A 25918-nucleotide genomic window follows, 5' to 3' on the forward strand; every position below is an offset into this window, starting at 1 on the left:
GCTACAGCGCCGCCAGGTCGATCTCGACGTTGCGATCCAGCCAGTTGTCGGCCGGCGGCATCGGGTACTTCAGCCCGGTCGCGCAGTTGAACAGCACGCTGCGCTCCTCGGGATCGACCAGCCCATCGGCGAGTGCCTGGCGGTAGGCGGCAAGCGTCGCGCCGCCTTCCGGGCAGAGCAGCAGGCCGTCCTTGCGCGCGGCCTCGTCCACCGCAGCGAGGATCGCGGGGTCGCCGACCGCAAGCGCCCGGCCGCCCGACTCGCGCACCGCCCGCAGGATCAGGAAGTCGCCCACCGCGCGCGGCACGCGGATGCCGGCGGCGACGGTGGCGGCGTCCTCCCAGCGCTCGGCATGTTCCTCGCCCGCTTCGAACGCGCGGACGATCGGCGCGCACCCGGACGCCTGCACGGCGTACATCCGCGGGCGCTTTGACCCGATCCAGCCGAGCCGCTCCAGCTCGTCGAACGCCTTCCACATGCCGATCAGGCCGGTGCCGCCGCCGGTGGGGTAGAAGATCGCGTCGGGGAGCTCCCAGCCGAACTGGGCGGCGAGCTCCAGCCCCATCGTCTTCTTGCCCTCGATCCGATACGGCTCCTTCAGCGTCGAGAAGTCGAACCAGCGACCTTCCGCGGCACCGCGCGCGACGATCGCGCCGCACTCGTCGATCTGGCCGTTGACCCGCCACACGCGCGCGCCTTGCGCCGCGATCTCGCGGACGTTCACTTCCGGCGTCTCCTCCGGGCAGAGCACCACCGTCTCGATGCCGCAGCGCGCCGCATAGGCGGCGAGCGCCGCGCCCGCATTGCCGTTGGTCGGCATCGCAATGCGGGTGACGCCCAACTCGCGCGCCATCGCCACCGCCATCACCAGCCCGCGCGCCTTGAACGAGCCGGTGGGAAGCCGCCCCTCATCCTTGACGATCGCGCCTGGGCCGCCGGAGCGGGGGATCGGCACCAGCGGCGTCTCGATCTCGCCGAGCGATACGATGCTCCCGGTCCGCCGCACCGGCAGCAGCTCGCGCCAGCGCCACAGGTCGGTGGGCCGCGCGGCGATCGTATCGCGCGACACCGCCTGCCCGAGTGCCGCCAGGTCGTAGCGGACCAGCAGCGGCCGGCCGACTCGGGAGAGACCATGCAGCCGGTCGGCTTCATAGCGCTCGCCCGTCATCGAGCATTCGAGGTGGCTGACGAACGTCGGCCGATCGCGGTGCAGATTCTCGTTCACACCGCCTGCTTAGACCGCACGGCGTCGCGCTGTCACGCGCCCGCGGGCGAGCCGCCGCACACGACGCGCCCCTCGTCGATCAGGCCGCGAGCGGCGGTGCGTCGCGGGGATCGGGCAAGGCCGGATCGCCCGCGAGCCCGCGCGAATACCGCAGGGCGGGCACCTCGCCGCCGCGCGCGCGACAATGGGCGAGGGCCTGCTCCCCGGTCGGGCGGAAGCCCAGCTTGCGCAGCACGCGCCCGGAGGCGGGATTGTCGACGAAGTGGCAGGCGGACACCTCCGGAATCCGCAGCGTGTCGGCGATCGCGAGCACGGCCCGCGCCGCCTCGGTCGCATAGCCGCGGCCCCAGGCATCGGGCGTGATCCAATAGCCGAGCTCGTGCGCGCCCGCGTCGCTCCGGTGGAGGCCGGCGCCGCCCACCAGCCGGATGCCGTCGCCCTCGTGTGCGAACACCAGCAGCGAAGGGGTGCGCGGGGCCTGCGGCATGCGCAGGAATGCCTCGGCATCGCCCAGCGCATAGGGCCAGGGCATGCGGCTGGTGTTGCGCGCGACCGCTTCGTGGCCCGCGGCGCGGGCGAGCTGAGGGGCATCCTCGGCCCAGCCGGGCCGCAGCATCAGGCGTTCGGTACGGGCGAACATGTCCGCTCTCCTCTTGCGCGGGCGCCTACGCCGTCATGATGACAGCGGCGCGACCGTTTCGGGCAGAGGGAGCAATAAAAAAGGGAGCCGGGGCGGACCCGTCTCCCTTGTTGGCTGGTCCCGCTGGCTGCGGGACCCGGGTCGCCCTGGTGGGCAACCCGGTTGGTTGCCCTATTTATTCAGCCGCAATGGCCGGCATGTCGACCGAGCAGAATTTACGGCCGAGCTTGCCCTCGCGGAACGACACGCGGCCGTCGACGAGCGCGAACAGAGTGTGATCCTTGCCCATGCCGACGTTGGTGCCCGGGTAGAACTTGGTCCCGCGCTGGCGCACGATAATGTTGCCCGCGACCACTTCCTGGCCACCGAACTTCTTCACGCCAAGACGACGGCCGGCCGAATCACGACCGTTGCGCGACGAACCGCCTGCTTTCTTATGTGCCATGGTTCAAACTCCTCGTGTTCGCGCTCAGGCGGCTGCGCTGTCGTCAGCGCGGCTGTCGCCGATCGCGGTGATCTTCAGGATGGTGTGCTGCTGGCGATGGCCGTTCTTGCGGCGATAGTTGTGGCGGCGACGCTTCTTGAAAACGATCACCTTCTCACCCTTCGCCTGGGCGACGATCTCGGCGGAGACCGTGAGGCCCTCGACCGACTTCAGCTCGCTGCCCTCGCCGGCGAGCAGAACGTCGCCCAGGGTCACGTTGCTGCCGGCGTCGCCGTCCAGCTTCTCAACGACGATCTTGTCTCCGGCGGCGACGCGATACTGCTTGCCGCCCGTGCGCACGACTGCGAACATGGCCCTCATCACTTCCCAAAAGCATGTGCCCGCGCAGGGAAGCCCGGCGCAGGAGAGAGGGCGAGCTAGGCGAGCCCGGCCGTCGTGTCAAGGCTGAATGCCCGCAAGGGGCCGTGCGGGAGAGACGCAGGCTGGGCGGGAGGGGCGGTTAGCGCCGCCTGCGGGCGGAGACAAGCCCTGCGCGACTCGGGCGCGAATCACTCGGGAATGGAGTCGCTTCTCGTGGTCGCGGGCCGGGCCGGGTCGTAGCGTGCCGGGGAAGCGGAAGAAGGGGGCGCGGATGGGTGCGGGCGATCTGGTGGCGGCGGTGCTGGTCCGATGGCGGCTGGTGGTGCTGGTCGCAGCGGCGGTGCTGCTGCTGGTCGCCGGCTGGACGCTCGCCCAGCCGCGACTCTACCGCGCCTCGGCATCGGTGCTGTTCAACGTCGCCCAGTCCGATCCCGAAAGCATGGCCGGCGATGCGCCGCAAAGCAGCAACGCCCTGCTCGCCACCCAGGGCGACGTGCTTCGCAGTGCCCGGGTCGCGCGGGACGTGGCGGTTCGGCTCGGCGGCGGCGCAGCGGGTGCCGGGTCGGACGGCGCCGGGCTGGAAAGGGCGGCGGCGGCGCTGCGCGCGAAGGTCAGCGTCACCAATGCCAAGGCCAGCAACGTGATGGTCGTCAATGCCGAGGATCGCGATCCTGAGCGGGCGGCGCGCATCGCCGACGCCTTTGCCGAATCCTACCTCGCGCAGGTGCCGCAGCTGCGGGCGGTCGCCGCCCAGGGCTATTCGAGCTGGCTGGAACGCCGCACCCGCGACGTGCGCGGGCGACTCGAACGCGCGCAGGAGGCGCTGGCGCGCTATCAGCGGGAGCGGGGGCTGGTCGGGGCGGGTAGGTTCGACCTGGATGCGGAGTCGCTGCGCACCCTCAATGCCGAGCTCGCCCAGGCGGAGGGGGCGGCCGCCGAAGCGCAGTCGCGCGCCGGTTCCCGCAGCGTGCCGGAGGTGGCGTCCGACATGGCGGTGCAGCAGCTGCGCACCAGCGTCGCCACCCAGGCGGCGCGCGTGGCCGAACTCTCCCGCACGCTGGGACCGAGCCATCCGGACATGCAGGCCGCCACCGCACAGCTGGCGGCGCTCCAGGGCCAGCTGTCCGCCGCGATCGGCAGTGCGGCCGAATCGGTGCAGGCCGCCAGCACCGCGTCGCGCCGGCGAGAGGCGAGCATCCGCGCCCGGCTCGCGGCGCGGGAGCAGGCGATGATCGCGGGCTCCGACGACCAGAACCGGCTCACCGTCCTCCAGCGCGACGTCGACGCGGCACAGCAGATCTACGACCAGATGCGTCGCGAGATCGGGCAGCAGTTCGTGCGCAGCCAGGCGAGCCAGGCCAATGCCAGCCTGCTCGATCGCGCCGACCCGCCGCGCCTGCCCTACAAGCCCAACCTCCCGCTGATGCTGGTGCTGGGAACGGTGCTGGGCATCGCCGTCGGGCTCGCCTCGGTCATGGGGCTCGAGTTCCTGGAGCCGCGAGTGCGCACGGACCACGGCGTGGAGCTCGCCACCGGCGCCCCGGTGATCGCCCTGGGCTAGGAGGAACCCACGACGTCGGGTGCTCGCCTCAAGGCGCGTTGCGCACCGATCCGTGTATCCCCAACCGTTCAGGACGTCGGGCGGCCGAGGAACGCGCGCGAAACTACTCGCGGTCTTTACCTTCGCCCCGGCCAGGTCTTTGCAGACCGCGCGTGCCGTACTTCCGAGAAGCGATACCTCTGCGAAACCCCTGACGTGCTCCTGCGAAGGCAGGAGCCCAGGTCCCAAGCGCCGCAAGTCGTTGGTCTGCATGGCCCTGGATTCCTGCCTGCGCAGGAATACGGTGTGACCGAAGGGCGGCGCTTCCGACGTTCATCCTGCCCTTCGCGGCTGGGGCGCCTCTTTGCCATTGTTCGTTGGGTCAGGGACGGATTCGTCTGGTAGAAGCAACGGGTGCACCGGCGCGACCCTGGATGCGAGTCCATCTTTTCGCGCGCACTGCACCGGGACCGCTCGTCTTGAACTGCTGCGGCGGAGTGTGATGAAATGGGAACGCGCATAAAGGTTTTTGTGGCTTGCTGGATCGTCGCAAGCACGTTGCTGCTGAGCGGGATCACGCAAGGAATCCGTGGTTTTGCCGAACCTGGATTCATCCAGGAGCAGTTCGCGAACGCGAGCAAGCTGACCTGGTCTCCTTCGATCGAGATATCCGTTGAGGTAACGCTGAACCTCGCACGATGATCTTGCGCGCTCCCTGGTTTGGCGGGTGCGTGCAGCAAGGAAACCGCCAGCCCGCCGGGCAGGGACTGTGCGCGACGCCGTGAAGCCCAGGGTTTGTCTTGGAAGAAGCGCTCGGGATTGAAGCCGGAGTATCTTTGCAAGAGGGACTCGTGGTGTTCGGACGAGGTTCGGCATCTTCGCAGCCAGCTTGGGTTCCGCGGTTGATCTGGAGGGTGTCTGGGGGGCGACGCGGCTCCTGCAAAAGGGCGATTCCCGTCCAGCCGCAGGAAGATGCGCATCCAACCGCAGGAAAGAGCATGCCGCTTCTGCCGATGTCCGTGCTGCCCATCGGCGCGCTCCTCCGCCATCGCCCACCCGAGCATGCCCATTCTAGCCGGTGTGGATCGCCAATCCCGGCGCCCCGCCGCACGTCGCAACCCGTCTTCCCGGACCGCGTCTTTCCTACCGGACATGGGGCGCGGTACACCGGCTCCGTCCTCCAGAAGGGTGGAAGTGATGCCGGACCAAGAGCCTCATCGCATGGCCGAATTTCCTGTAGACTAGGGCCGCCGCGCCGGGGCCTCGCGCGAAGGGCGCGGAGCCTGTTCTTGGACTAACTTTCGGCTAACTTTCCGCGGTCGCATGGCCGCGGCCGGAGCCGTTCGCCCGGCCGGGCACGACCTGCCGGAATGCCGCCATCCGGAACGCTTGCCCCGGCAGCCCGTTGTTTCCGTCCTGCCACCCCCCGGCAGATCAGGGAAGGAAACCGCGTGCGCATGACCGACACACCCCCGGTGCTGGATGCGTCCGCGTTCGATCCCCCGCCCAATTCGCAAGGCTTCTACACCGACTCGCTCCGTCTGCTGGGCGAGTCCGGCGTGCCCTATCTGCTGTCCGGCACCTATGCGCTCAGCTGCCACACCGGCATCATCCGCCCGACCAAGGACATGGACGTGTTCTGCAAGGCGGGGGACGCGCCGCGGCTGCTCGCCTGGTTCAAGCAGCACGGCTACGAGATCGAGGTCGAGGACGACCGCTGGATCGGCAAGGTCTGGCAGGGCGAGCATTTCTTCGACGTGATCTACAACCTGTCCTCGGCAAGCATCCCCGTCACCGAGGACTGGTTCCGCGACACCTATGAGGTGGAGATCTACGGCAGCATCGTGCCGGTGACGCCGCCGACCGAGTTCATTCTGTCGAAGCTCTTCATCCAGGATCGCTATCGCTACGACGGTGCCGACGTGGCGCACGTCATCCTGAAGAAGCACGATGAGATCGACTGGAAGCGGCTGCTGGCGACCATGGAGCTGCAGTGGGAAGTGCTGCTGATCCACCTGCTCAACTTCCGCTTCATCTATCCGACCGAGCGCGACTGCGTGCCGCGCTGGCTGTTCGACGAGCTGATCGAGCGGGCGAAGCTCCAGGCCGACCTGCCGCCGGCGAACGTGAAGGTGTGCCGCGGCCGGCTGCTGAGCCCGCGCGACTATCTCGTCGACATTTGTGACTGGGGCTTCGCCGACGTAGTCGGCAAGGGACTTGAGGAGCAGCATGAGCGAAAAGCCTGAGCGCATCGTCCTCGCCGCGACCGGCGACCTGCACGTCAACGACGCCGACGCCAACCGCTACCGCGACCTGTTTGCGGAGATCTCCGAAAAGGCGGACGTGCTGGCGCTGACCGGCGATCTCACCAACTTCGGCAGGACGCGCGAGGCCGAGAATCTGGCCGAGGATCTGCGCCACTGCACGATCCCGGTGGTCGCCGTGCTCGGCAACCATGATTACGAATGCGGCCAGCCCGAAGAGGTGGTGCGCATCCTCCAGGGCGCGGGCGTGACGGTGCTCGACGAGCAGGCGGTGGAGATCGCCGGGGTCGGCTTCGCGGGCGTGAAGGGCTTCGTCGGCGGCTTCGATCGCGCCGAGCTGGGCGCGTTCGGCGAAAAGGCGATCAAGGACATCGTCGATGAGTCGCTGGGCGAGGCGCGCAAGCTGGAGAATGCACTGCGGACGCTGCGCACCGACCGGGCGGTGGCGCTGCTCCATTATTCCCCGGTTGCGGCGACCGTCGAAGGCGAGCCCAAGGAGATCTGGCCGTTTCTGGGCTCGTCGCGCCTGGCCGATGCGGTCGACCGCTTCGACAATGTGCGGCTGGTGCTGCACGGCCATGCGCATCGCGGCAGCTATGAGGGGCGCACCCGGCGCGGCGTTCCCGTCTACAATGTCGCGCAGTTCGTGCTGACCGAGCAGTTCGGCAAGCCGTACGTGCTGTACGAGGTCTAGCGAGGCTCGGGCCGGCCCAGCCCCATGCGGGCGAGCTCGCGCTGGCGGTCGACGAACTGGTGCTTGAGGGCGCCGGCGACGTGGAGCAGCAGCAGCGCAAGCAGGATCCAGGCACCGATGGCGTGAAAGGTCTCGATCCGCGCATGCACGGCGCGCTGTTCCGGCACCCCCGCGGGTGTGCGGCCGAGTTCCTGGACCGGGCCGATCATCGGCAGCGGGAACAGGCCCCAGATCTCGGTGGGGCCGCGCTTGCGCGGCGGCAGCCCGCCGCCCTTACCTTCCCCTGCAGGGCCGCCGCGCGCGGTCGTGTCGGACTTGAGCGTGGGTGCGGGGGGCGGACCCGGGGGGTTCTCCGCAGCCCAGGCGGCACCCGGCGAGTCCGCCGGCGGATTGGCCGAGATCATCGCCCAGCCGGAGAAGGGCATCAGCAGCATGGCGGCGTAGAGCAGGAGGTGCACAGCTTTGGCGAGCCGCTTCTCCCACTGCGCCATGGGCAGGAACGGCGGCGGCCGGTGCGTGAGCCGCCAGCCGACCAGGACGACCGTCAGCACCAGGATCGAGATCCCGGACGAAACGTGGAAGGCGAAGAAGCCGCGAGGTAGCACCGGGCGCAGCAGCCCGGAGGTGAGATTGTAGAGGATCAGCGCGGCGATCGCCCAATGCAGCGCGATCGCGACATTGGCGTAGCGCAGCCTTCGGCGCGCGCTCCCGTCGTAGGTGTCGACCCCCATGCGGACCCACTCCTTCAAACCTGCATCAACCTGTCCCTCGGCCGCGGCCGGGTCAAGCACGCGGAGGCGGTCAGGCGAGCAACCGCGTCCCGGTGATCACCAGCACCAGCGCCAGGGTCGGGCGAAGGACGCGGTCGGAGGCGCGGGAGGCGAACAGCGAGCCGGCGATGATGCCGGGGATCGAGCCCACCAGCAGCCCGCCGAGCAGCGGCGCGTCGACATTGCCCAGCGACAGGTGGCCGAGCCCGGCGACGAGCGTCAGCGGCACGGCGTGGACGATGTCGGTTGCCACCAGCTTCCGCGTGGTGAGGCGCAGCGGATAGAGGCCGAACAGGATGACGGCGCCGAGCGCGCCTGCGCCTACCGAGGTGAGCGTCACCATCACCCCCAGCAACGCTCCCGCGAGCACCGTCAGCGGCGGCTGGAGATGGTGGAAGCGGGCGGCAGACCGGGCGCGGAAGCGGATCGCCGCGCGTTGCAGCCGTGGGCGCAGCAGCGTCGCCCCCGCCGTCAGCAGCAGCACCACGCCCAGCGCATGCAGGATCAGCCCGCCCTTGATCGCATGGGTGTCGGTCCGCGCGAGCACCCATAGGGTCAGCCCGGCGGCGGGAAGGCTGCCGAGGCACAGCCGGCGCACGACCTGGAAGTCCGGGCCGCCGTCGGTGCCGCGGTGGCGATGATGGATGAAGCCGCCGACCGACTTGGTGATCGCGGCGAACCACAGGTCGGTGCCGACGGCGGTGATCGGCGTCACCCCCAGCAGCAGGATCAGGATGGGTGCCATCAGCGATCCGCCGCCCACGCCGGTCACGCCGACGAGCAGCCCGACACCCAGGCCGGCGATCACATTGTACAGGTCCATCGCCCCCCGCTGCGGCGGCTAGGCCGTCCGCTCGGCGACCAGCGCGAGCAGGCGGGGCGCGGCTTCCGGCCGGCAGATCAGCAGGTCGGGAAGGTAGGGGTTGGCGCAGTTGTAGACGAGCGGCTGGCCGTCGATGCGGCTGACGTGCAGCCCGGCCGCAGCGGCGACGGCGACGGGCGCGCAATTATCCCATTCATACTGGCCGCCGGTGTGGAGGTAGATGTCGGCCTCGCCGCGAACCACCGCCATCGCCTTGGCCCCCGCCGAGCCCATCGCCACCAGCTCCGCGCCGATCGCCTGTGCGACCGCGACCGCCTGTTCGGCCGGACGGCTGCGGCTCACCAGCATGCGCGGTGTGCCGCCGTGCGGCGGCGGGAGGACCGGCGGCGTATCCGATGCCAGTGTCACGCCGAGCGCCGGCAGCGCAACCGCGCCTGCCGCAGCGCGGCCGCCGACCGACAGCGCCACATGCACCGCCCAGTCGCTGCGCCCCTCGCTATATTCGCGGGTGCCGTCGAGCGGATCGACGATCCACACGCGCTCCGCCGAGAGCCGCGCGGCGTCATCCTGCTCCTCTTCGGAAAGGATCGCGTCGTCGGGGCGCGCCTGCGCCAGCGCCTCCAGGATGAAGCGGTTGGCGACGCAATCGCCCGCCTTGCCCAGCGCCTTGCCCACGAACAGGGTCGAGCCGCGGATTTCCATCAAGAGCCGGCCGGCACTCTCGGCGATGCGGCGGGCGAGCGCGGCGTCCTCCGCCAGCGTCGTCACGCCGCGGTGCCGAGCAGCTGGGCCACGATCCGTTCGGCAGCCGCCTCCGGCGTCTCCCGCGTGGTGTCGACGTGGATATCCGGCGTCTCGGGCGGCTCATAGGGGCTGTCGATGCCGGTGAAGTTCTTGAGCTCGCCTGCGCGCGCCTTGCGATAGAGGCCCTTCACGTCGCGCGCCTCGGCCACTTCCAGCGGGGTGTCGATGAACACCTCGACGAACTCGCCCTCGGGCAACATGCCGCGCACCAGCTCGCGTTCGGCGCGGAAGGGCGAGATGAAGGCGGTGAGCACGATCAGGCCGGCATCGGCCATCAGCCGGGCGACCTCGCCCACGCGGCGGACGTTCTCGACGCGGTCGGCATCGGTGAAACCCAGGTCCTTGTTGAGCCCGTGGCGGATGTTGTCGCCGTCGAGCAGGAAGCTGTGCTTGCCAAGCGCATGCAGCCGCTTTTCGACCAGGTTGGCGATGGTCGACTTGCCGGAACCGGAGAGGCCTGTGAACCACAGCACCTTGGGCGCCTGATGCTTCTGCGCGGCGTGCGCCTCGCGGGTGATCTCGACAGCCTGCCAATGGACGTTCTGGCTGCGACGGAGCGCGAACTGCAGCATGCCGGCGGCGACGGTCGCGTTGGTCAGCTTGTCGATCAGGATGAAGCCGCCGAGGTCGCGGCTGTCGGCGTAGGGCTCGAACGCGATGCCGCGATCGGTATAGACCTCCGCCACGCCGATGTCGTTGAGGCCCAGCGTCTTCACCGAAAGCTCGGCCATCGTGTTCACGTCGACCGCATGCTTGGGCGGCTGCACCGTCGCGCTGACGGTACGGGTGCCGATCTTCATCCAATAGCCGCGGCCGGGGAGCAGATCCTCCGCATCCATCCACACGATCGTCGCCTGGAACTGGTCGGCAACCTGCGGCGACGCGTCGGCGGCCACCAGCACGTCCCCGCGCGAGCAGTCGATCTCGTCGGCGAGCGTGAGGGTGACGGACTGGCCGGCACCTGCCTCCTCCAGGTCGCCGTCCAGGGTGACGATGCGGGCGATGGTGGAGGTGCGGCCGGAGGGAAGCACGCGCACCGCATCGCCCGGTTTCACGGTGCCGCTGGCGATCAGGCCGGCAAAGCCGCGAAAGTCGAGGTTGGGGCGGTTGACCCACTGCACCGGCATGCGGAACGGGCGGCGGCGGTCGGCGGCAAGGTCGACCTCGACCGTCTCCAGATGCTCGATCAGCGTCGGGCCCTGGTACCAGGGCGTCTGGTCCGAACGGCTGGCGATGTTGTCGCCGCCAAGGCCGGAGATGGGGATGGCGGTAAAGTCCTCGATGCCGATCGAGCTCGCAAAGGCGCGATAGTCGGCGACGATCTCCGCGAACCGATCCGCATCATAGCCGACCAGGTCCATCTTGTTCACCGCCAGGACAATGTGGCGGATGCCGATCAGGTGGGCGAGATAGCTGTGGCGGCGGGTCTGGGTGAGCACGCCCTTGCGCCCGTCGATCAGGATCACCGCCAAATCGGCGGTGGACGCGCCGGTGACCATGTTGCGCGTATACTGCTCATGGCCGGGGGTGTCGGCGACGATGAACTTGCGCTTTTCGGTCGCGAAGAAGCGGTAGGCGACGTCGATGGTGATGCCCTGCTCGCGCTCGGCGGCGAGGCCGTCGACCAGCAGCGCGAAGTCGATGTTCTGGCCCTGGGTGCCGATGCGCCGGCTGTCGTTCTCCAGCGCCGCGAGCTGATCCTCGAAGATCATCTTCGAATCATAGAGGAGGCGGCCGATCAGGGTCGACTTGCCGTCGTCCACCGACCCGCAGGTGATGAAGCGCAGCAGCGTCTTGTTCTGGTGCGCCTCCAGATAGGCGTCGATATCCTCGGCGATGAGGGCGTCGGTCTTGTAGATCGGATCGTCGAGCACGGACATCAGCAGGCCTCGTCATGCTGAACGTGTTTCAGCATCCACCGCGCCGCAGGCAGCGTCGGTGCGCGGGGAGGAATGGACCCGGAAACAGGTCCAGGGTGGCAGGAGAGAAGGGACGCGACCGGCATCAGAAATAGCCCTCCTGCTTCTTCTTCTCCATGCCGGCGCCGCCTTCGTCCTTGTCGATGGCGCGGCCCTGGCGTTCGGAGGTGGTGGTGAGCAGCATCTCCTGGATCACTTCCGACAGGGTCGCCGCCTCGCTCTCCACCGCGCCGGTGAGCGGGTAGCAGCCGAGCGTGCGGAAACGGATGGAGCGTTCGACCGGAGTCTCGCCCGGCCGCAACGGAAAGCGCTCATCGTCCACCATCAGCAGCATCCCGTCGCGCTCCACGGTGGGCCGGGGTGCGGCGAAGTAGAGCGGCACGATCTCGATCCCCTCGGCAAGGATGTATTGCCAGATGTCCAGCTCGGTCCAGTTGGAGAGCGGGAAGACGCGGATCGACTCCCCCTTGGCCTTCCGCGCATTGTAGAGGCGCCAGAGTTCAGGCCGCTGCGCCTTGGGGTCCCAGCGGTGGCTTGCCGAGCGGAAGCTGAACACGCGCTCCTTGGCGCGGCTCTTCTCTTCGTCCCGGCGGGCGCCGCCGAACGCCGCGTCGAAGCCGTATTTGTCGAGCGCCTGCTTCAGCCCCTCCGTCTTCCAAAGATCCGTGTGCAGGCTGCCGTGGTCGAACGGGTTGATCCCGCGCGCCATCGCGTCCGGATTATGGTGGACCAGCAACTCCATGCCGGCATCCGCCGCGGCCTTGTTCCGCAGGTCGTACATCGCCCGGAATTTCCAGGTCGTGTCGACATGGAGCAGCGGGAACGGCGGCGGCGCGGGGAAGAACGCCTTCTTGGCGAGGTGCAGCATCACGGCCGAGTCCTTGCCGACCGAATAGAGCATCACCGGCCGCTCTGCCTCTGCCACCACTTCACGCAGGATGTGGATGCTCTCTGCCTCGAGCCGCTGGAGGTGCGTGAGGCTGGACCCGGACGGCCGGCGGATGGGCGAAGAGGCGTTCATAGCCCGGAGTTGGCAGAACGTTCCGGGCCGTACAATGGCGAATTGGCCCGTTTACTCGGTCCGTCCCGGAGAGATCTTGGGCGGGTAGAAGCGGAACTTTAGGAGGGGCTGGAAAGCAGCGGAAACCGCAAATGATAAGTTCGCGGGATGATAGAGATGCTTGGATCGGCGGGTTTGTTGCGACGTGCGGCTGGAGTGCCACGGGTGCGAGTCTCGATCGGCGACATGGTCATTCTGGTGTGGCGCAGCGATGAAGGGGCCACGGCGTTGGGAAGTGTTGGCCTTCCCGTCGGGTGCAGTACGCAAGAGGATCGTCTGCGCTCGATCGCATGGCGATGGGGCGCGCAGCTTCTTCTCTGGGGTCGGCAAGACTGCATCGCCGGGCGGCGGAAGGCGGGCGCGCTGCCCGCTCGGGCTCGACGATCCGGAGGGAGCGACATGGACTCCCTTGTTCCCCGCCGACGCGTTCTACCGCGCCAGGTGGTGGCGTAGGACCCGCATCTGCGGCCGCTCGCCGCCCGTGCGGCTCGGCTGCACGCTGAAGGCGTAGCTGGCCGGCCACCAGGGACCCGCCGCCCAATAGGTCCAGCCGGACCAGACATCCCCGTTCCGGTCCATATAGGCGAGCATGCGGTCGAGGGTTGCCAGGCATTCGGCGTCGCCGCCGGCGCCGAACTCGGCCAGGAAGCCGCGCGCCCGTACCGAGCGCAGCCAGGCGGTGGCAGCACGGAGTCGGTCGACGCCGGTATCCGGGCCGCCGCAGCCGGAGTGGGTGCCCGAGGAGTCGTTGTCGAGATACTGGTGCATTTCGAACGCGAAGTTGCCGCCGGGGTCGCGAAACCCGGCGAACGCATCGGCATTGGAGCCGCCCCCGCCGGTGCGGGTCCAGCTGTGGGCGCCGGTCCACTTGGTGCCGGGCACCAGCACCAGATTGCGGGCGCCCGTGGCGCGGATCGCGCTCACCACCCGATCGACGATCCTGCGCCATGCGGTCGCGGCAATGCCGTGCGGCTCGTTCATCAGCCCGAAGGCGACGCGCTTGCCCTGGTAATGCGCGGCGAGGCGCTTCCAAAGATCGACCAGCCCGTCGGCGACCACCGGCTCGATCACGCTGCGGCCGGCATATCTGCCGTAGTTGTGCACATCGAGGATCACCGTCAGTCCATAGGCGGACGCGCTGGCGACAACCGCATCGAGCCGCCCGACTTCCTCCGGGGAGAGCGCCTGCGAAAGCCCGGGCTGCACGCGCTCCCAGCGGAGCGGCACGCGCACGACGTTCATGCCCGCTTTGGCGAACGTCGCCAGATCGGCGTCCCGTGGGTAGAGATAGTCCTTGCCATGGACGCCCGGGCGCCTCGCAGGCTTGAACTCGCCGCCTGCGATGTTGACGCCGGTCAGCTGCGGCCTGGCCCGAGCGACGGAGGCGGCGGGCGAGGGCAGTAGCGCGAGGATGAGCGGGAGCACGACGGTGCGAACGCCGCCGGTCACGGCACGATCACCGTCCCCAGCAGCGGCACCCCGCTTTCCTCCAGCAGCATGGTCAACCGCTGGAGCGGGCGGAGCGCGCTGGCGTTGCGGCTCGCCAGGACCAGCGCGCCGTCGAAGCCGCTCAGGATCGTGTCGACCGCGCCGAAACGGGTCGACTCCCCGCGCGCGGAAAGGCTGAGGAGGAGCAGCCGGTACCGGCTGATGCGGCCTTCCAGCGCGTCTGCCAGCGGTTTGCGCTCGATCAGCTCGGCACCATCACCCGCTGGGGGGCCCGCCGGCAGCAGCGATAGCCGCTCGATCGCGGTCGGCTGGACGGCAGCGCGTCCCTCCGCCTCTTGGAGCAGCGTCGATAGACCCGCTTGGTTCGCTGTGCGAAAGAGCCGGTCCTGCGCCGGGGCCTGGATATCGCCGTCGATCAGCAGCGTCGGCCAGCCGAGCTGCGCGCAGACGACCGCGAGGTTCGCCGACACGCGTGCCACCTCCACCGTCGTGTCGAGGCCGATCAGCGCGACGGCTCGGCGGTCATCGGGGGTGTCGCTGTGCCAGCGGCTCGACAAGGCGCTGCGTAGGTCGCGGATGCGGGCCACCGCGTCGCCTCCCGCCTCGAACGCGGCATAGACCGACGGGTCGACGCGCGGGTCGCCCGGATGCAGCAGAGAACCGTGCCGGACCGCTCCCGCTGCGGCACTGCGGGAGGCGGATGCACCGTCGTGCGCCGCGCCTCCGACCTCCTGCGGATGCGAGGCCATCGGATCGCTGAAGGAGCCGAAGGGCGGCATACCTGGCGACGGCAGCGGGCCTCGATCCGAGTCGCCGGGGGCATCGTTCGGCCACAGCCGCACGCCCTCCGGGCTGCGTGCATCGAATGCGGTGGAGCGCAGTCTCATGGCAGGACTCTCCCGATCATTTTATTCTGCGGCCGCCATCGCCGGCCGGGGCTCGGAGGCTGCGAGCTGAAGCCGCGCGAGCAGGAACTGGGGTGCGAGCGAGTCCGCGAAGACGGCGGTCCCGGCATCGTTGAACAGCAGGGCGGGGGCGAGCGCCTGCGGTACCCGGTCGGCGGCAACCGTCTGGTGCGCGGCGGCATCGCAGGCGAGCGCCCGCAGCCGCTCGCGAAGATCGGCAAGCCGGCAAAGGCGTTCGAACAGCGCGGCGGCGGACGCGTTGACGCTGGCCCATTCCTCGAAGCTCGCGGCCAGTCCGGTGCGCACCGCCGCCACATCGACCGTCCCGGTGCCGGCCTCTGCCGCCGCCAGGCCGGCTGCCTGGCAGAACAGGCGGACATGATAGGGAGAGCCCGCCGCGGCGGCGCCGATCAGCACGCGCGCCTCGGCAGGGAAGAGCAGGCCGCTGCGCCGCGAGCCCTCGTCGATCACCGCCTCCACGGCGCGCGATCCGAACGGGCGGATCGGGACGGCGGTGAGGTGACGGCGCAGCGACGGATGGGCCTCGAGCAATTCGTCCACATCGGCGGCGATCCCGACGAGCAGGAACTGGAGCGGGGCGCGCGTGTCGGACAGCAGCTTCAGCAGGCTCGCCATCTGCGCCTTCGTCTGCGCGTTTTCGATGCGATCGAACTCGTCCACGATCAGAAAGACTCGCCGCGCGAGCCCGGGCGCGGCCGCGCTTACGAAGTCGCGCGCCGTGAAATCGCGCTCCGCGAGCGCGGCAAGTGCGGCCCGGCCGGCGGGACGCGCCTCCGCCTGCAAGAAGGGAAGATAGGGACGCAGCAGGTCTACGAACTCGGTGTCGCCGGTCGCCGCGTGATAGAGGGCAACGCATTCCGCCTCGTCGGCGAGATCCCCGAAGATCCGCGCGAGCGACGTTTTGCCCGAGCCGCGGGCGCCGAAGATCACTGCATGCTGGCGCCGCTCGACCACGCCATCGACGAGGCGGTTGAGCTCGGCCATGCGCCCGAGCAGTTCGTAGCGGTCGTCCACCGGCTGCGCGGCATTGAAGGCGGCGATGACGCGGGCGCGCTGCGACCGGGCCCCCATCGCCGCCGCAAAGCGTTGCGCCGGGGCCTGGGTGCATTCCGCCTCGGGACGGGCCGGCATTGCATCCATGATGGAAACAATCGCCGTGTCCCCGCTTGCCGGCGCTCCCACCGGGATTGCCGGTGCGCTGCGGTGGCGCAGGGCCGAGGGAGCAGGCGACGGCCGCTCGTTCACCGCCCAACGCACGATGCGATGGACGGCCCGTCGAACCCGGCGCCACCACCCGCGTGTCTTGCCATCCTCTGCCATGGCCAAGTCGTACGGCGCATGCGGAAAGTAGAAAAGTGGAGGGGTCCAACAAGTGCGTCAGTATTGAACCAATTCAGCATTGTGCGCACCTGGGGGCCGCGCGATCGTGACTGGCAGCTGCGTTGCAGCCGGTGGATCGAGGGGCGGGATGGCGGCCGATTTTTTGTTCGACAGCGGAAAAGACGGCGGCGTGGAGCCGCCTGCCGCATTCCTCTTCACCCAACAGACGATCGGCCTGCAGGCGCGCAAGACCAGCATGGTGTTCCTGGCGGAGGCGCTGGTGCGGCGGGGCTACCGGGTCCATGTCGTCACCGTGCAACTGAGTTGGCTCAGCGGGCTGCGGCGAGGGAGCAAGCTCGGCGCCCTGCGCGGCGTGCCCCGCAATCGCTGGTACGCGGCCGACGGGATGCGGGGCTTCCTGTGGGTCCCGCCGGTGCATCCGGTGGGTGCACGCCGCCGGCTGTGGCAGTGGGCGGCGGCACCGCTGATCGCCGCGTACGCCGCCCTGTTGCCGCGCGCCGTGGTGCAACCGCTGCAAACTGCGGAGCTGGTGGTGATCGAAAGCTGCGCGGCGGTCGCGCTGTTCCGGCGCATCCGCCGGATCGCCCGACAGGCGCGGATCCTCTACAGCATGAGCGACCGGCTGACGGTGGTCGGCATGCATCCGGGACTCGAGCGAAGGCTGCGGGCGGACGCGGCGGGCTATGATCTGGTGCGTGTCCCCGCGGCTGCGCTGCTGGATGACCTGCCGGGCGCGCGCGCGGCGCTCGTCCGCCATGGCATCGATCGGCGCGCCTTCGACCGCGTCTCGGCCTCCCCGTACAGCAGCGGCCCGAACGCGGTGCTGATCGGCGACATGATGCTGGACCAGCCACTGCTGGAGCGGCTTGCCGGTGCGTTCCCCGACGTGCGGTTCCACTATTTCGGGCGCACGCCGCTCGCGTTCCCGCTGCGCGCGAATCTCACGGCATGGGGGGAGCAGCCGTTCGAGCGACTCGTGCCGTTCGTTCAGCATGCGGACGTGGGGCTGGCGCTCTATCGGCGGGTGCCGGGGCTCGCCTACCTGGCCGAATCCAGCCTGAAGAACCTCCAATATCGCTACTGCGGGCTGCCGGTGGTGGGGCCGGCGTTTGCGATGCGCGGCGTGCCGGGGGCGCTGTCCTATGACCCGGATCGCCACGAGAGTGCGGCGGATGCGCTGCGCAGGGCGCTGGAGAAGGGGCGAGGCCCCCCGGAGGCAGTGGCCGATTGGGACGAGGTTGCCGGCGAATTGCTGGGCCTTGTGGGCGCGGTGGGGGCAACTTCCCCTCCATCCATTTCGGACCTCCAAAATGGACGAATTGCCCAGCCCAATCGGAGCAATCTCCGGGGATGAGGCTGCGCTTACAATTGCCAGAAGATGAAATTCAGAAGTAAATTGCGCTGCGGTGCGTAGTACCGATCTTACAAAATACTCAGATCAGGCAAGTCGCCTGATAGCCGATACTGCGCCCTTTGTCGGGAGGTAAGCATGGCCTATTATAACGGTACTTCGGGTGACAGCGTGATCGTCGCGGATGGGAACGGAGAAGACGTCCTCAAAGGCGACGCCGGCAATGATCGTCTGAACGGCACCCATGGCACGGACCGGATCAAGGGCGGGTCGGGCAACGACAATCTCGCCGGGCAGCAAGGCAACGACTATCTGCAGGGGGACGCCGGCGACGACATCCTTTTCGGCGGATCGGGAAGCGACTTCCTGTTCGGTGGATACGGCGCCGACAAGTTCGTCTTCGACGACTTCAACCACAGCGACGGCACGAACGACATCATCAAGGACTTCAAGTTGACGCAGGGCGATACGCTCCTGCTCAAGAACGGGGTGACGATCACCGCCGCGGTGATCACCGATCTTCCCGACAGCCTCTATGCCGACAATGAGCGGCCGGACATCCGCATCACCCTGACGTCAGACAACGGCTCGACCCAGCAGCTGTGGCTGGCGGACGTTATGACCGAGAAGGACAATGCGGCGCAGGACCGCCAGATCGCCGCGCTCGAGGATTATCTCGAGAGCCTGGGCTACACCGGCGGCCTCGCGTTCGCGGCGTGAGCGAGGCACCGGCACTCCGGCTGGTCTCGCAGGATATCGGCTCCGCCTCGCGCGGGGCCGGTATCCCGGCCGACCACGAGCCGATGACGGCGCTCGAGACGCAGGTCGTGGTGCCGTGTCCGTTGTGCGACCGCCGGGAGGCGTGGGGCTGGGGATGCGAGAACGGCTATTCGGCGGTGAAGTGCGTCGGGTGCGGGCTCGTCTATGTCTCGCCACGCCCTGCCGACGAGACGATCAGCGAGGCGACGCGCACCGGTCAACACCGGCATGAGGTGGGCGCGATGTCGGTGGTCTACTCGCCCAGCCGCCGCAAGCTCGCGCGCTATCGCAACCGGATGCAGCGGGTGCTCGCGGGCGAGCTGGGGAACGATCCGGTGACCTGGCTCGACATCGGCGCCGGCTTCGGCGAACTGCTTGAGGCGTTGCGAGACGTGCTTCCTGCCGGCTCGCGGATCCGCGGAATCGAGCCCATGGGGACCAAGGCGGCGCACGCGCGGGCGCGTGGGCTGCCGGTCACCTCCGAACCGCTTGCGCAGGTGACCGAGCGGTTCGACTTCGTGTCGCTGATCAACGTGTTCTCGCACTTGCCGGACCCGGGCAGTTTCCTGTCCGACCTCCGTCGGCTGGTGCGCCCCGGGGGCACGCTGGTGCTGATGACCGGAAATGGTGCCGAGCTCGACAGCGCGGACAGCTATCCCGACCGGCTCGACCTGCCCGACCATCTGGTGTTCGCCGGGCGTCCGCAGCTCGACGCCTTCCTCGGCGAGGCGGGGTTCGAACCCTATCGTCGCGACCTGGTGCGGCTGGACACCGCGAGTTGGGCAGCCAAGGCTCTGATCAAGAAGACGCTCGGGCAGCCGGTGCCGCTGGTGATCCCCTACCGCTCCCGGTTCCGGGACATGCTGTACCTCGCAAGGCGGGTGCGATGAGCGTTGCGCTGCGACACCGGCCGGAGGTCGACGCCAGTGCGACCAGCGTGCCGATCGACTTCCTGGTGCTGGGCGCCCAGAAGTGCGGCACCACCTGGATCCACCATGTGCTGAGCCAGCACCCTGGTGTCTTCATCCCGCCGGCCAAGGAACTGCACTTCTTCAACAAATCGTCGGCGCTTTCGCGAGGATGCGGCTGGTATGCGGACCAGTTTGCCGCGGCCGGCGCGGGACAGCTGCGCGGGGAGTGCACGCCGAATTACCTGTGGAACTACCTCGATCCCCGCGACCGGCCGGTGCCGGGCGAGCACCATGATCTTGCGCCCAAGCTGGCCGAGCTGCGCCCGCAGCTGCGGCTGGTGGCGACGCTGCGCAACCCGGTCGACCGGGCTATCTCCGCCTTTCACCATCACATCAACCAGGGGCGGATCGCGCCGGATGCGCGGATCCTCGACCATCTCTGGACGCTGGGCATCGCCTCGATGGGCATGTACGCGCGCCACCTGCGGCACTGGATCGACGCGTTCGGGCGGGAGCCGCTGATGGTGCTGATCTATGAGCAGGACGTCGCGCCCGACAGGGTCAAGCCCGCGACGGCGCAGCGGCTGTTCGCGCATCTTGGCCTCGCGCCGTTCGAGGTGCCGTCGCTCTACGAGCAGCTGAATGCGCGCCGAAGCTATCTGGCAATGCGGCTCGCGCGCCATTTGCCGCCTTCCGGGCTGGCCGGGCGTGTGGTGCGTCGCGGAATCGACACGGTGACGCCCGCGCGCGTGGATCGCCTGTTCCGCTTCGGTGTGTCGAAGGAGGAGCGCGTGGAGCTTTCGAGACTGTTCGCCCCGCACCAGGCGGAGCTGGAGGCGTTGCTCGGGCGACCGATGCCGTGGGGATGATGGCAAGCAGTCGGTCGGTCCCAGCGCCAGGGCTTCGCCATTGCACGAAGCGGTGTAGCAGAACGGGTGGCTTTTACGCTCGGGCAGTCGCGCCACGCGCCGGAACGCGGCACGCGGAACTGGCGTTCGGCACGCTTGGCCTATCGATGCGGGACATGGCTCGCCGCCTGTAGGCAACGGGGCCGCGATGGCGTGCGACTTGGAAGTCGCCAATGGCCGATCGGCTCATGCTGGCGCTGCACCAGACAGCAGAGGGGGCGAAGGCGGTTCCCCCCGCAATCAGAAGGATGGCACCGGAACGCGTCGATCACCCGATGCGGCTCTCGGACGGCTCGCGAAGCTCGGGCGGCGCGATCTCCAGGCGGATCCGGCGGATTGTCCAACGGGCTGATCGGCGTGTCCGCCGCTTTGGCAACGCCCTGTAGGAAGCTGTCCCCGTGGCAGGATACGACGGTGACGACGCCTAGCGTGGATCGACATTCAGGATTCCTAAGCGTGTTGAGGACTGATTCATCGGCATCCGTGTTGAGGCGCGGAGCGGATGATAGCGGGCAAGCGGTATGAGTTGAGCGATGCGCAGTGGGCGAGGATTGCCCTTCTGCTGCCGGGGAAAGTGGCCGATCCGAGTCGTTCTTGATCGGATAACCGCTTTTTCGTGAACGGATATCTGTGGGTGCTCCCGTCAGGCGCGCACTGGTGCGACCTGCGGAACGCGACGGCAAGTGGAAGCCGGTGCATCGCGCTTCAGTCGCTGGTGCCATGCCGGCGTCTGGGAGCGGGTGTTCGATGCGCTGACCGCCGACCGGAACAACCAGTATCCGATAATCGACAGCACCATCGTTCGCGCGCACCAGCAGGCAACGACCGGAAAGGCGGCGCGCGATCAGGCGCTGGGGCGTTCCCGAGGCGGACTGACGACCAAGATCCACATGCTGGCCGACGAACTCGGCCGACCGCTGCGCTTCATCGTCACGCCCGAGCAGGCAAGCGACGTCACTCAGGCGCCCGCCTTGCTCGACAGGCAGCAGGGTGATGCGGTGCTCGCCGGCAAAGCCTATGACAGTAAGACCTTATGAGCGGTCGTCGCTGGCGTGGGAGCCGAGGCGGTGATCCTCTCCAGCCGCTCCCGCAAGGTCCCTATCCCTCATAACGCAACCGCTTACAAAATGCGCAACCGCATCGAGCGGTGCTCCGGACGGCTCAAACACTTCCGGCGCTTCGCCGCCCGCTACGACCGACGCACCATCCACTTCGCCGGCGTCGCCCACCTCGCCGCTCCATGATCTGGTTACGCGGAATGTCGATCCGCGCTAGCCCCCCACTCCTTAAGCGCGGTCACGAGGACCGAAAGAGCGCCGGCGCCGTACCGTCGCCGCTGCGCCGAAGAACTGCCGCCGACGGCGGCGTGCGGCTTGTCGAGAACGAAGGCATCGGCACAGGAGAACGGTCAAGAGCGGCCCGGCGCACCAGGGGCGTAGCGCTGGTCGGCAGGAGTCATCGGCGAATCGGTCCCGCCTCGTAAATGCGGCATCAGGGCGCATGAAGGCGTTTGCGAGGCGGGTGTGCCCCGTGGAAGCGCTTCGACGCGTGTTCACGCAACGCCGGCCGGCCGCCGCGCTTCGGCTCGGCCCGCTAAAATTGGCCAAGGCCTCCACATCATCGACGGGACCGCTCCGCTGCCCGCGCCGTCAGGCCAGACAGTCGCGAGAGCAGCCGCAACGGCTAGCGGTTCAGGGCTTTGCTCTGATGTTCCCACCGCGCCGTGTCCGGCGCGACCTGCCGAAACTGCCACTGGGGCGGAAGGCCCGGGCTGTGGCAGCTTCTGGCCTTGGCATCGGCCCGTAGTCTGGGGGCGGGCTGCCGCCGCTGCTCGCCAGGGCTCTTGCAGCCGGTGCGGAACTGTGGCGGCAGCGCCTCTTCGGCCCTTTCGCTGCTATCTGGAGGATGCCTCAGAAGGATGGCAGCGGGACGCCTCCATAAGGGGTGCGGCTCTCGAACGGCTCGCGAAGTCGGATCGGCATAGTTTTTCCAAGTTGGTCCGGCGCCGCGGATCCGCCTTCGGTTCGGCCGGCTTAGCTTGGCCGAGGCCTCCTCGTTATCGACGAGACCGTCCGGTGCCCACTCCGTCAGGCCAGGCGCCGCGCGAGCAGCCGCAACGGCTAGCGGTTCAGGGCTTTGCTCTGACGTTCCTACCGGGCCGTGTCGCCGCGACCTGCCGAAACTGCCACTGGGGCGGAAGGGCCCGGGGCTGTGGCAGCTTTCGGCCTTCGCATCGTCCCGTTGTCTGGAGGCGGGCTGCCGCCGCTGCTCGCCAGGGACTTATGCAGCCGGTGCGGAGCTGTGGCGACAGCGCCTCTCCGGGCCGTTCGCTGCTATCTGGGGGGTGCCTCAGAAGGATGGCAGCGGAACGCCTCGATCAGCGAATGCAGCTCGATGGCTTGCAAGACTGGGTCGGCGTAACTTTCAGGCGGATCTGGCGCCGCGGATCCGCCTTCGGTTCGGCCGGCTTAGCTTGGCCGAGGCTTCCACATCATCGACGGGACCGCTCCGGTGCTCACTTCGTCACGCCAGGCGCGGCGCGAGCGGCCGCAACGGCCACCGGTTCAGTGTTCGCTCCGACTTCCCACCGCGCCGTGTCCGCTTCGACCGCCACTGGTACGGAAGGGACTAGGGCTGCGGCAGCTTCTGGCTTTGGCATTGTCCATTGTCGAGAGACGGGCTGCCGCCGCTGCCCGCCAAGGCCCTGCAGCCGGTGCGGAACTGTGGCGACAGCCTCTCCGGCCCGTTGGCTGCTATCTGCACGGTGCCGGTGCCGCTGTGCGCGTGGTCCTCAGGCCTTCGTCGGCGCAGGGGTGAGGCGGCGGACGTGCAGCCCCTTGGCGGCGAGGGCGTCCTGAAGCGATCCGGGGCCGACGAGGTGGCCGGTGCCGACTGCCATGAAGACACGGCCCGGTCGCTCCATGCGCCGCGTGACCCAGTCTGCCCAGGCGGCGTTGCGGTCGGCGAGCACGCGCTGTTGCACGGCGTCCGAGGTCTGGCGCAGGTCGTGGGCGATGATCGCGGCGAGCGTGTCGGTATCGCCGCGGCTCCACGCCTCGGCCGTGCGGCGCATGAGATCGGCGGCGGCATCCTGGCCGTCGAGGACGCGCGTCAGCATCGCGATCTGCTCGGCCTCCGGCAGCTGGTCGAACATCGCGATCTGGTCGCGCTGCGTTTCGAGGCCCTCGATCGGCTTGCCCGCACGCCGTGCGGACGCGGTGAGCACGGCCTCCACGCCCGCTTCCCGGCTGTACCCGGTCCGGCGGAGCGGCAGGATCGAGAGCGAAGTCGCGGCCAGCCACGGGTCCATGCGGTCGAACGCCCCTTCCGGATAGCCGGCTGCGCGCGTCGCGGCGGCCAGCTTCTCCGCATAGCCGGGGGGCAGGCGCTGCGGGAGCGGAGGCGCATCGGCCGGGGGTGCCACGCGGCGGAGTGCCGCCTGCACCTCTCCCTCGGGCGGGGCGACCAGTTCGAGCACCAGCGTGTCGCTTTCCTCGAACGCGCGGCGTACCGGCCCCTGGAACCAAGCGAGGTCCGGGCGCAGCTCGTGCACCGATCCGAACAAATAGACGATGGTGTCGGCATCCCGCACCGCCCACAGCGCCGGCTGCGGCGGCGGCCCTGCCGGGCGCGCGGCAGGGCCGGCGAAGAACAGGACAAAGGCGGCCAGGAGCAGGCGGACGAGCGGCATGCCGGTGTTCTTAGAGGCTGGCGGGTGCGAGCAGAAGCGGGCCGATGTGCCGACCGCAGCATTGTCGCCGACGCGGTGCGAATTTCGCGCGGTTTGTGCTTAATCGACCGAAGGCCCCGGGGTCGTCGGCCTCGGGCTGCGCCAATCCAGCTTTTCCGGAAGAGGAAGCTCATGCACGGATGGTGAAGTCGGGCGGGAAGCGAACCGCAGCTTTTGGGCGGCAACGACGCGTAGCGGACATCCATCCGTTGCGGAACATAGAAGGCTCGGCCAAGAGCCGGCTGCTATCAATCGGGAGCGCTAGCATTGACGGTTCGCCAAGCCACCATTGCCGATCTGGACACTCTCGTTCCGTTGTTTGATGCGTACCGCCAGTTTTACGGACAGCCTTCAAATCCCGCTGCTGCACGAACATTCTTGAAGGACCGATTGGAGCACCAGCAGTCCGTGATCCTGCTTGCACGCGAGGACGGGCGCGACGTCGGCTTTGCGCAGCTTTATCCGAGCTTCTCGTCTGTCAGATTATCTCGAACCTTCATCCTCAATGACCTGTTTGTCACACCCGACGCGCGTGCGTCTGGCTTTGGCAGGATCCTGCTCGATGCTGCCTGCACCTATGGCCGGCAGATTGGCGCGGCACGGTTGTCGCTCTCAACCGCGGCCGACAACGCGAACGCTCAATCCTTATATGAGCGCGCTGGCTGGACGCGGGATACCGAATTCTATGCTTACGACTTCGCGCTGACCTGACGGCGGTTCATGTCTATGCGCCAAGGGCGGAATCGGGTTCATCGTCGATGCTCAATCCGCACTTCGGACAGGGATCTATCACCCACGGGGAGAAGACCGCGCCGCGCTGGTTGATGAGTCGTGGTGACATGGTCGCCGCCTGATGGAGCCACCCGGGCGCGGTCAGCGGGAAACCGCTGGAACGGGGGTTTGCGCCTCGCAGCCCTCGTTCCCCAGCCCGGTAGCTGGGCGACGGTATCGCCACCTGCCGACGCTCCCGGAGAGGCTCGATGCTTGACCCCTTTCAGGCCATGGGTCAAAGCGCCGCGGTGTCCGAGCCACTCAGCTTCCAGCGCATGATCCTCACGCTCCATGACTATTGGAGCGATCGGGGCTGTCTCATCCTCCAGCCGTACGACATGGAGATGGGCGCCGGCACCTTCCACACCGCCACGACGCTGCGCGCGCTGGGGCCGGAGCCGTGGAACGCCGCGTTCGTCCAGCCGTGCCGCCGCCCGACCGACGGGCGCTATGGCGAGAACCCGAACCGGCTCCAGCATTATTACCAGTATCAGGTGATCCTGAAGCCGAGCCCGGCGGATTTGCAGGAGCTGTACCTGGGCTCGCTGGCCGCAATCGGCATCGACTTCACCCGCCACGACATCCGCTTCGTGGAGGACGATTGGGAGTCGCCGACGCTGGGCGCCTGGGGCCTGGGCTGGGAAGTCTGGTGCGACGGGATGGAAGTCACCCAGTTCACCTATTTCCAGCAGATGGGCGGGTTCGACTGCAAGCCGGTCGCGGGCGAGCTGACCTACGGCCTGGAGCGGCTGGCCATGTACATCCAGAACAAGGATTCGGTGTACGACCTGGCGTTCAACGACGCGGGCGTCACCTATGGCGACGTGTTCCACGAGAACGAGGTCCAGATGTCGACCTGGAACTTCGAGGTCGCCGACACCGACACGCTGTTCGACCAGTTCCGCAAGGCCGCGGCCGAGTGCGAGCGCTGCCTTGCCGCGGGCCTGCCGATCCCGGCCTATGAACAGGCGATCAAGGCCAGCCACACGTTCAACCTGCTGCAGGCGCGCGGCGTGATCTCGGTCGCGGAGCGCCAGGCCTATATCGGCCGTGTCCGGGACCTGGCGAAGGGTGCATGTGCCAAGTGGATCGAGAAGAAGACGCCCGAATGGCAGGCGCGCTTTCCGGGGTGGACGGCATGATGCATGACGGGAAGATCCTCTCCTGGAAGGAGAGGGGGACCAGCGCAGCTGGTGGAGAGGTACTTTCCACCCGCGATGCGGTCGCC

The 25918-nt window shown here is 68.5% G+C and carries 23 protein-coding genes and 1 pseudogene; 11 read left to right on the top strand and 13 right to left on the bottom strand.

Features of this window, described 5'->3' with window-relative positions; all coding sequences use genetic code 11:
- Position 1: 1 nt before the first annotated feature.
- The 4 genes from MHZ35_RS07860 to rplU form a co-directional block, all read right to left on the bottom strand.
- Positions 2–1225 (bottom strand): threonine synthase, encoded by a 1224-nt coding sequence (locus MHZ35_RS07860; RefSeq protein WP_239435108.1) that lies wholly within the window; start codon positions 1223–1225, stop codon positions 2–4.
- A 79-nt stretch (positions 1226–1304) separates the two neighbouring features.
- Positions 1305–1865: a GNAT family N-acetyltransferase gene (locus MHZ35_RS07865; RefSeq protein WP_239435109.1), complete on the bottom strand. Its 561-nt coding sequence runs from the start codon at positions 1863–1865 to the stop codon at positions 1305–1307.
- 175 nt (positions 1866–2040) lie between these two features.
- The gene (rpmA, locus tag MHZ35_RS07870) at positions 2041–2310 is read right to left on the bottom strand and encodes a 50S ribosomal protein L27 (RefSeq protein ID WP_125958983.1); all 270 of its coding nucleotides are present in this window, start codon (positions 2308–2310) and stop codon (positions 2041–2043) included.
- Positions 2311–2334: 24 nt separating this feature from the next.
- A complete protein-coding gene (gene rplU / locus MHZ35_RS07875) occupies positions 2335–2661 on the bottom strand; it encodes a 50S ribosomal protein L21 (RefSeq protein WP_125958982.1) in 327 nt (108 codons plus the stop codon).
- A gap of 280 nt (positions 2662–2941) precedes the next feature.
- On the opposite strand from rplU, the gene MHZ35_RS07880 reads away from it, so the two are divergent.
- From MHZ35_RS07880 to MHZ35_RS07895, 4 genes are all read left to right on the top strand, one after another.
- A complete protein-coding gene (locus MHZ35_RS07880; RefSeq protein WP_239435110.1) occupies positions 2942–4231 on the top strand; it encodes a GumC family protein in 1290 nt (429 codons plus the stop codon).
- Positions 4232–4717: 486 nt separating this feature from the next.
- On the top strand, positions 4718–4912 hold the full coding sequence (locus MHZ35_RS07885) for a hypothetical protein (RefSeq protein ID WP_239435111.1): 195 nt from the start codon (positions 4718–4720) through the stop codon (positions 4910–4912).
- 755 nt (positions 4913–5667) lie between these two features.
- Positions 5668–6456 carry a nucleotidyltransferase family protein gene (locus tag MHZ35_RS07890; protein ID WP_239435112.1) on the top strand — a complete coding sequence of 263 codons (789 nt, stop codon included), beginning with the start codon at positions 5668–5670 and terminating at the stop codon, positions 6454–6456.
- A complete protein-coding gene (locus tag MHZ35_RS07895) occupies positions 6440–7168 on the top strand; it encodes a metallophosphoesterase family protein (protein ID WP_239435113.1) in 729 nt (242 codons plus the stop codon). The genes MHZ35_RS07890 and MHZ35_RS07895 overlap by 17 nt, the downstream gene beginning before the upstream one ends.
- Here the strand turns inward: MHZ35_RS07895 and MHZ35_RS07900 are convergent.
- The 8 genes from MHZ35_RS07900 to MHZ35_RS07935 all read right to left on the bottom strand — a co-directional run bounded on the left by MHZ35_RS07900 (position 7165) and on the right by MHZ35_RS07935 (position 16059).
- The gene (locus tag MHZ35_RS07900; protein ID WP_239435114.1) at positions 7165–7899 is read right to left on the bottom strand and encodes a cytochrome b; all 735 of its coding nucleotides are present in this window, start codon (positions 7897–7899) and stop codon (positions 7165–7167) included. The two genes, MHZ35_RS07895 and MHZ35_RS07900, sit on opposite strands and share 4 nt — an antisense overlap.
- 70 nt (positions 7900–7969) lie before the next feature.
- On the bottom strand, positions 7970–8761 hold the full coding sequence (locus tag MHZ35_RS07905; RefSeq protein WP_239435115.1) for a sulfite exporter TauE/SafE family protein: 792 nt from the start codon (positions 8759–8761) through the stop codon (positions 7970–7972).
- 18 nt (positions 8762–8779) lie between these two features.
- Positions 8780–9529: a 3'(2'),5'-bisphosphate nucleotidase CysQ gene (locus MHZ35_RS07910; RefSeq protein WP_446741028.1), complete on the bottom strand. Its 750-nt coding sequence runs from the start codon at positions 9527–9529 to the stop codon at positions 8780–8782.
- Positions 9526–11445, bottom strand: coding sequence for a sulfate adenylyltransferase subunit CysN (cysN, locus tag MHZ35_RS07915; protein WP_239435116.1), 1920 nt, complete (start codon positions 11443–11445; stop codon positions 9526–9528). Before cysN ends, MHZ35_RS07910 begins: the two co-directional genes overlap by 4 nt.
- A gap of 124 nt (positions 11446–11569) precedes the next feature.
- Positions 11570–12505, bottom strand: a complete 936-nt coding sequence (cysD, locus tag MHZ35_RS07920; RefSeq protein WP_239435117.1) for a sulfate adenylyltransferase subunit CysD — start codon at positions 12503–12505, stop codon at positions 11570–11572.
- A gap of 468 nt (positions 12506–12973) precedes the next feature.
- Positions 12974–13993, bottom strand: coding sequence for a glycoside hydrolase family 5 protein (locus tag MHZ35_RS07925; protein WP_239435118.1), 1020 nt, complete (start codon positions 13991–13993; stop codon positions 12974–12976).
- Positions 13990–14880: a hypothetical protein gene (locus MHZ35_RS07930; protein WP_239435119.1), complete on the bottom strand. Its 891-nt coding sequence runs from the start codon at positions 14878–14880 to the stop codon at positions 13990–13992. Before MHZ35_RS07930 ends, MHZ35_RS07925 begins: the two co-directional genes overlap by 4 nt.
- A 21-nt stretch (positions 14881–14901) precedes the next feature.
- Positions 14902–16059 (bottom strand): ATP-binding protein, encoded by a 1158-nt coding sequence (locus MHZ35_RS07935; RefSeq protein ID WP_239435120.1) that lies wholly within the window; start codon positions 16057–16059, stop codon positions 14902–14904.
- Positions 16060–16387: 328 nt separating this feature from the next.
- Here MHZ35_RS07935 and MHZ35_RS07940 point away from each other — a divergent pair, with 328 nt between their 5' ends.
- The 5 genes and pseudogenes from MHZ35_RS07940 to MHZ35_RS07960 all read left to right on the top strand — a co-directional run bounded on the left by MHZ35_RS07940 (position 16388) and on the right by MHZ35_RS07960 (position 21433).
- Complete coding sequence (locus tag MHZ35_RS07940; RefSeq protein WP_239435121.1) at positions 16388–17614, top strand: GumK N-terminal domain-containing glycosyltransferase; 1227 nt, start codon at positions 16388–16390, stop codon at positions 17612–17614.
- Positions 17615–17749: 135 nt separating this feature from the next.
- Positions 17750–18331 carry a calcium-binding protein gene (locus tag MHZ35_RS07945; RefSeq protein WP_125958971.1) on the top strand — a complete coding sequence of 194 codons (582 nt, stop codon included), beginning with the start codon at positions 17750–17752 and terminating at the stop codon, positions 18329–18331.
- Entirely contained in the window at positions 18328–19260 is a 933-nt protein-coding gene (locus MHZ35_RS18140; protein ID WP_239435122.1) for a class I SAM-dependent methyltransferase, read from the top strand. The genes MHZ35_RS07945 and MHZ35_RS18140 overlap by 4 nt, the downstream gene beginning before the upstream one ends.
- Positions 19257–20150, top strand: a complete 894-nt coding sequence (locus MHZ35_RS07955) for a sulfotransferase domain-containing protein (RefSeq protein WP_239435123.1) — start codon at positions 19257–19259, stop codon at positions 20148–20150. Before MHZ35_RS18140 ends, MHZ35_RS07955 begins: the two co-directional genes overlap by 4 nt.
- A 541-nt stretch (positions 20151–20691) precedes the next feature.
- A pseudogene (locus MHZ35_RS07960) lies at positions 20692–21433 on the top strand (IS5 family transposase).
- A gap of 1547 nt (positions 21434–22980) precedes the next feature.
- Here MHZ35_RS07960 and MHZ35_RS07965 read toward each other — a convergent pair.
- On the bottom strand, positions 22981–23880 hold the full coding sequence (locus MHZ35_RS07965) for a TraB/GumN family protein (RefSeq protein WP_239435124.1): 900 nt from the start codon (positions 23878–23880) through the stop codon (positions 22981–22983).
- 306 nt (positions 23881–24186) lie between these two features.
- Here MHZ35_RS07965 and MHZ35_RS07970 point away from each other — a divergent pair, with 306 nt between their 5' ends.
- The gene (locus MHZ35_RS07970) at positions 24187–24630 is read left to right on the top strand and encodes a GNAT family N-acetyltransferase (RefSeq protein ID WP_239435125.1); all 444 of its coding nucleotides are present in this window, start codon (positions 24187–24189) and stop codon (positions 24628–24630) included.
- A 335-nt stretch (positions 24631–24965) separates the two neighbouring features.
- Positions 24966–25832, top strand: a complete 867-nt coding sequence (locus tag MHZ35_RS07975) for a glycine--tRNA ligase subunit alpha (protein WP_342453510.1) — start codon at positions 24966–24968, stop codon at positions 25830–25832.
- Positions 25833–25918 lie beyond the last annotated feature (86 nt).

The sequence above is a fragment of the Sphingomonas sp. ACRSK genome, assembly GCF_022346685.1.
GTDB classification, from domain to species: domain Bacteria; phylum Pseudomonadota; class Alphaproteobacteria; order Sphingomonadales; family Sphingomonadaceae; genus Sphingomonas; species Sphingomonas molluscorum.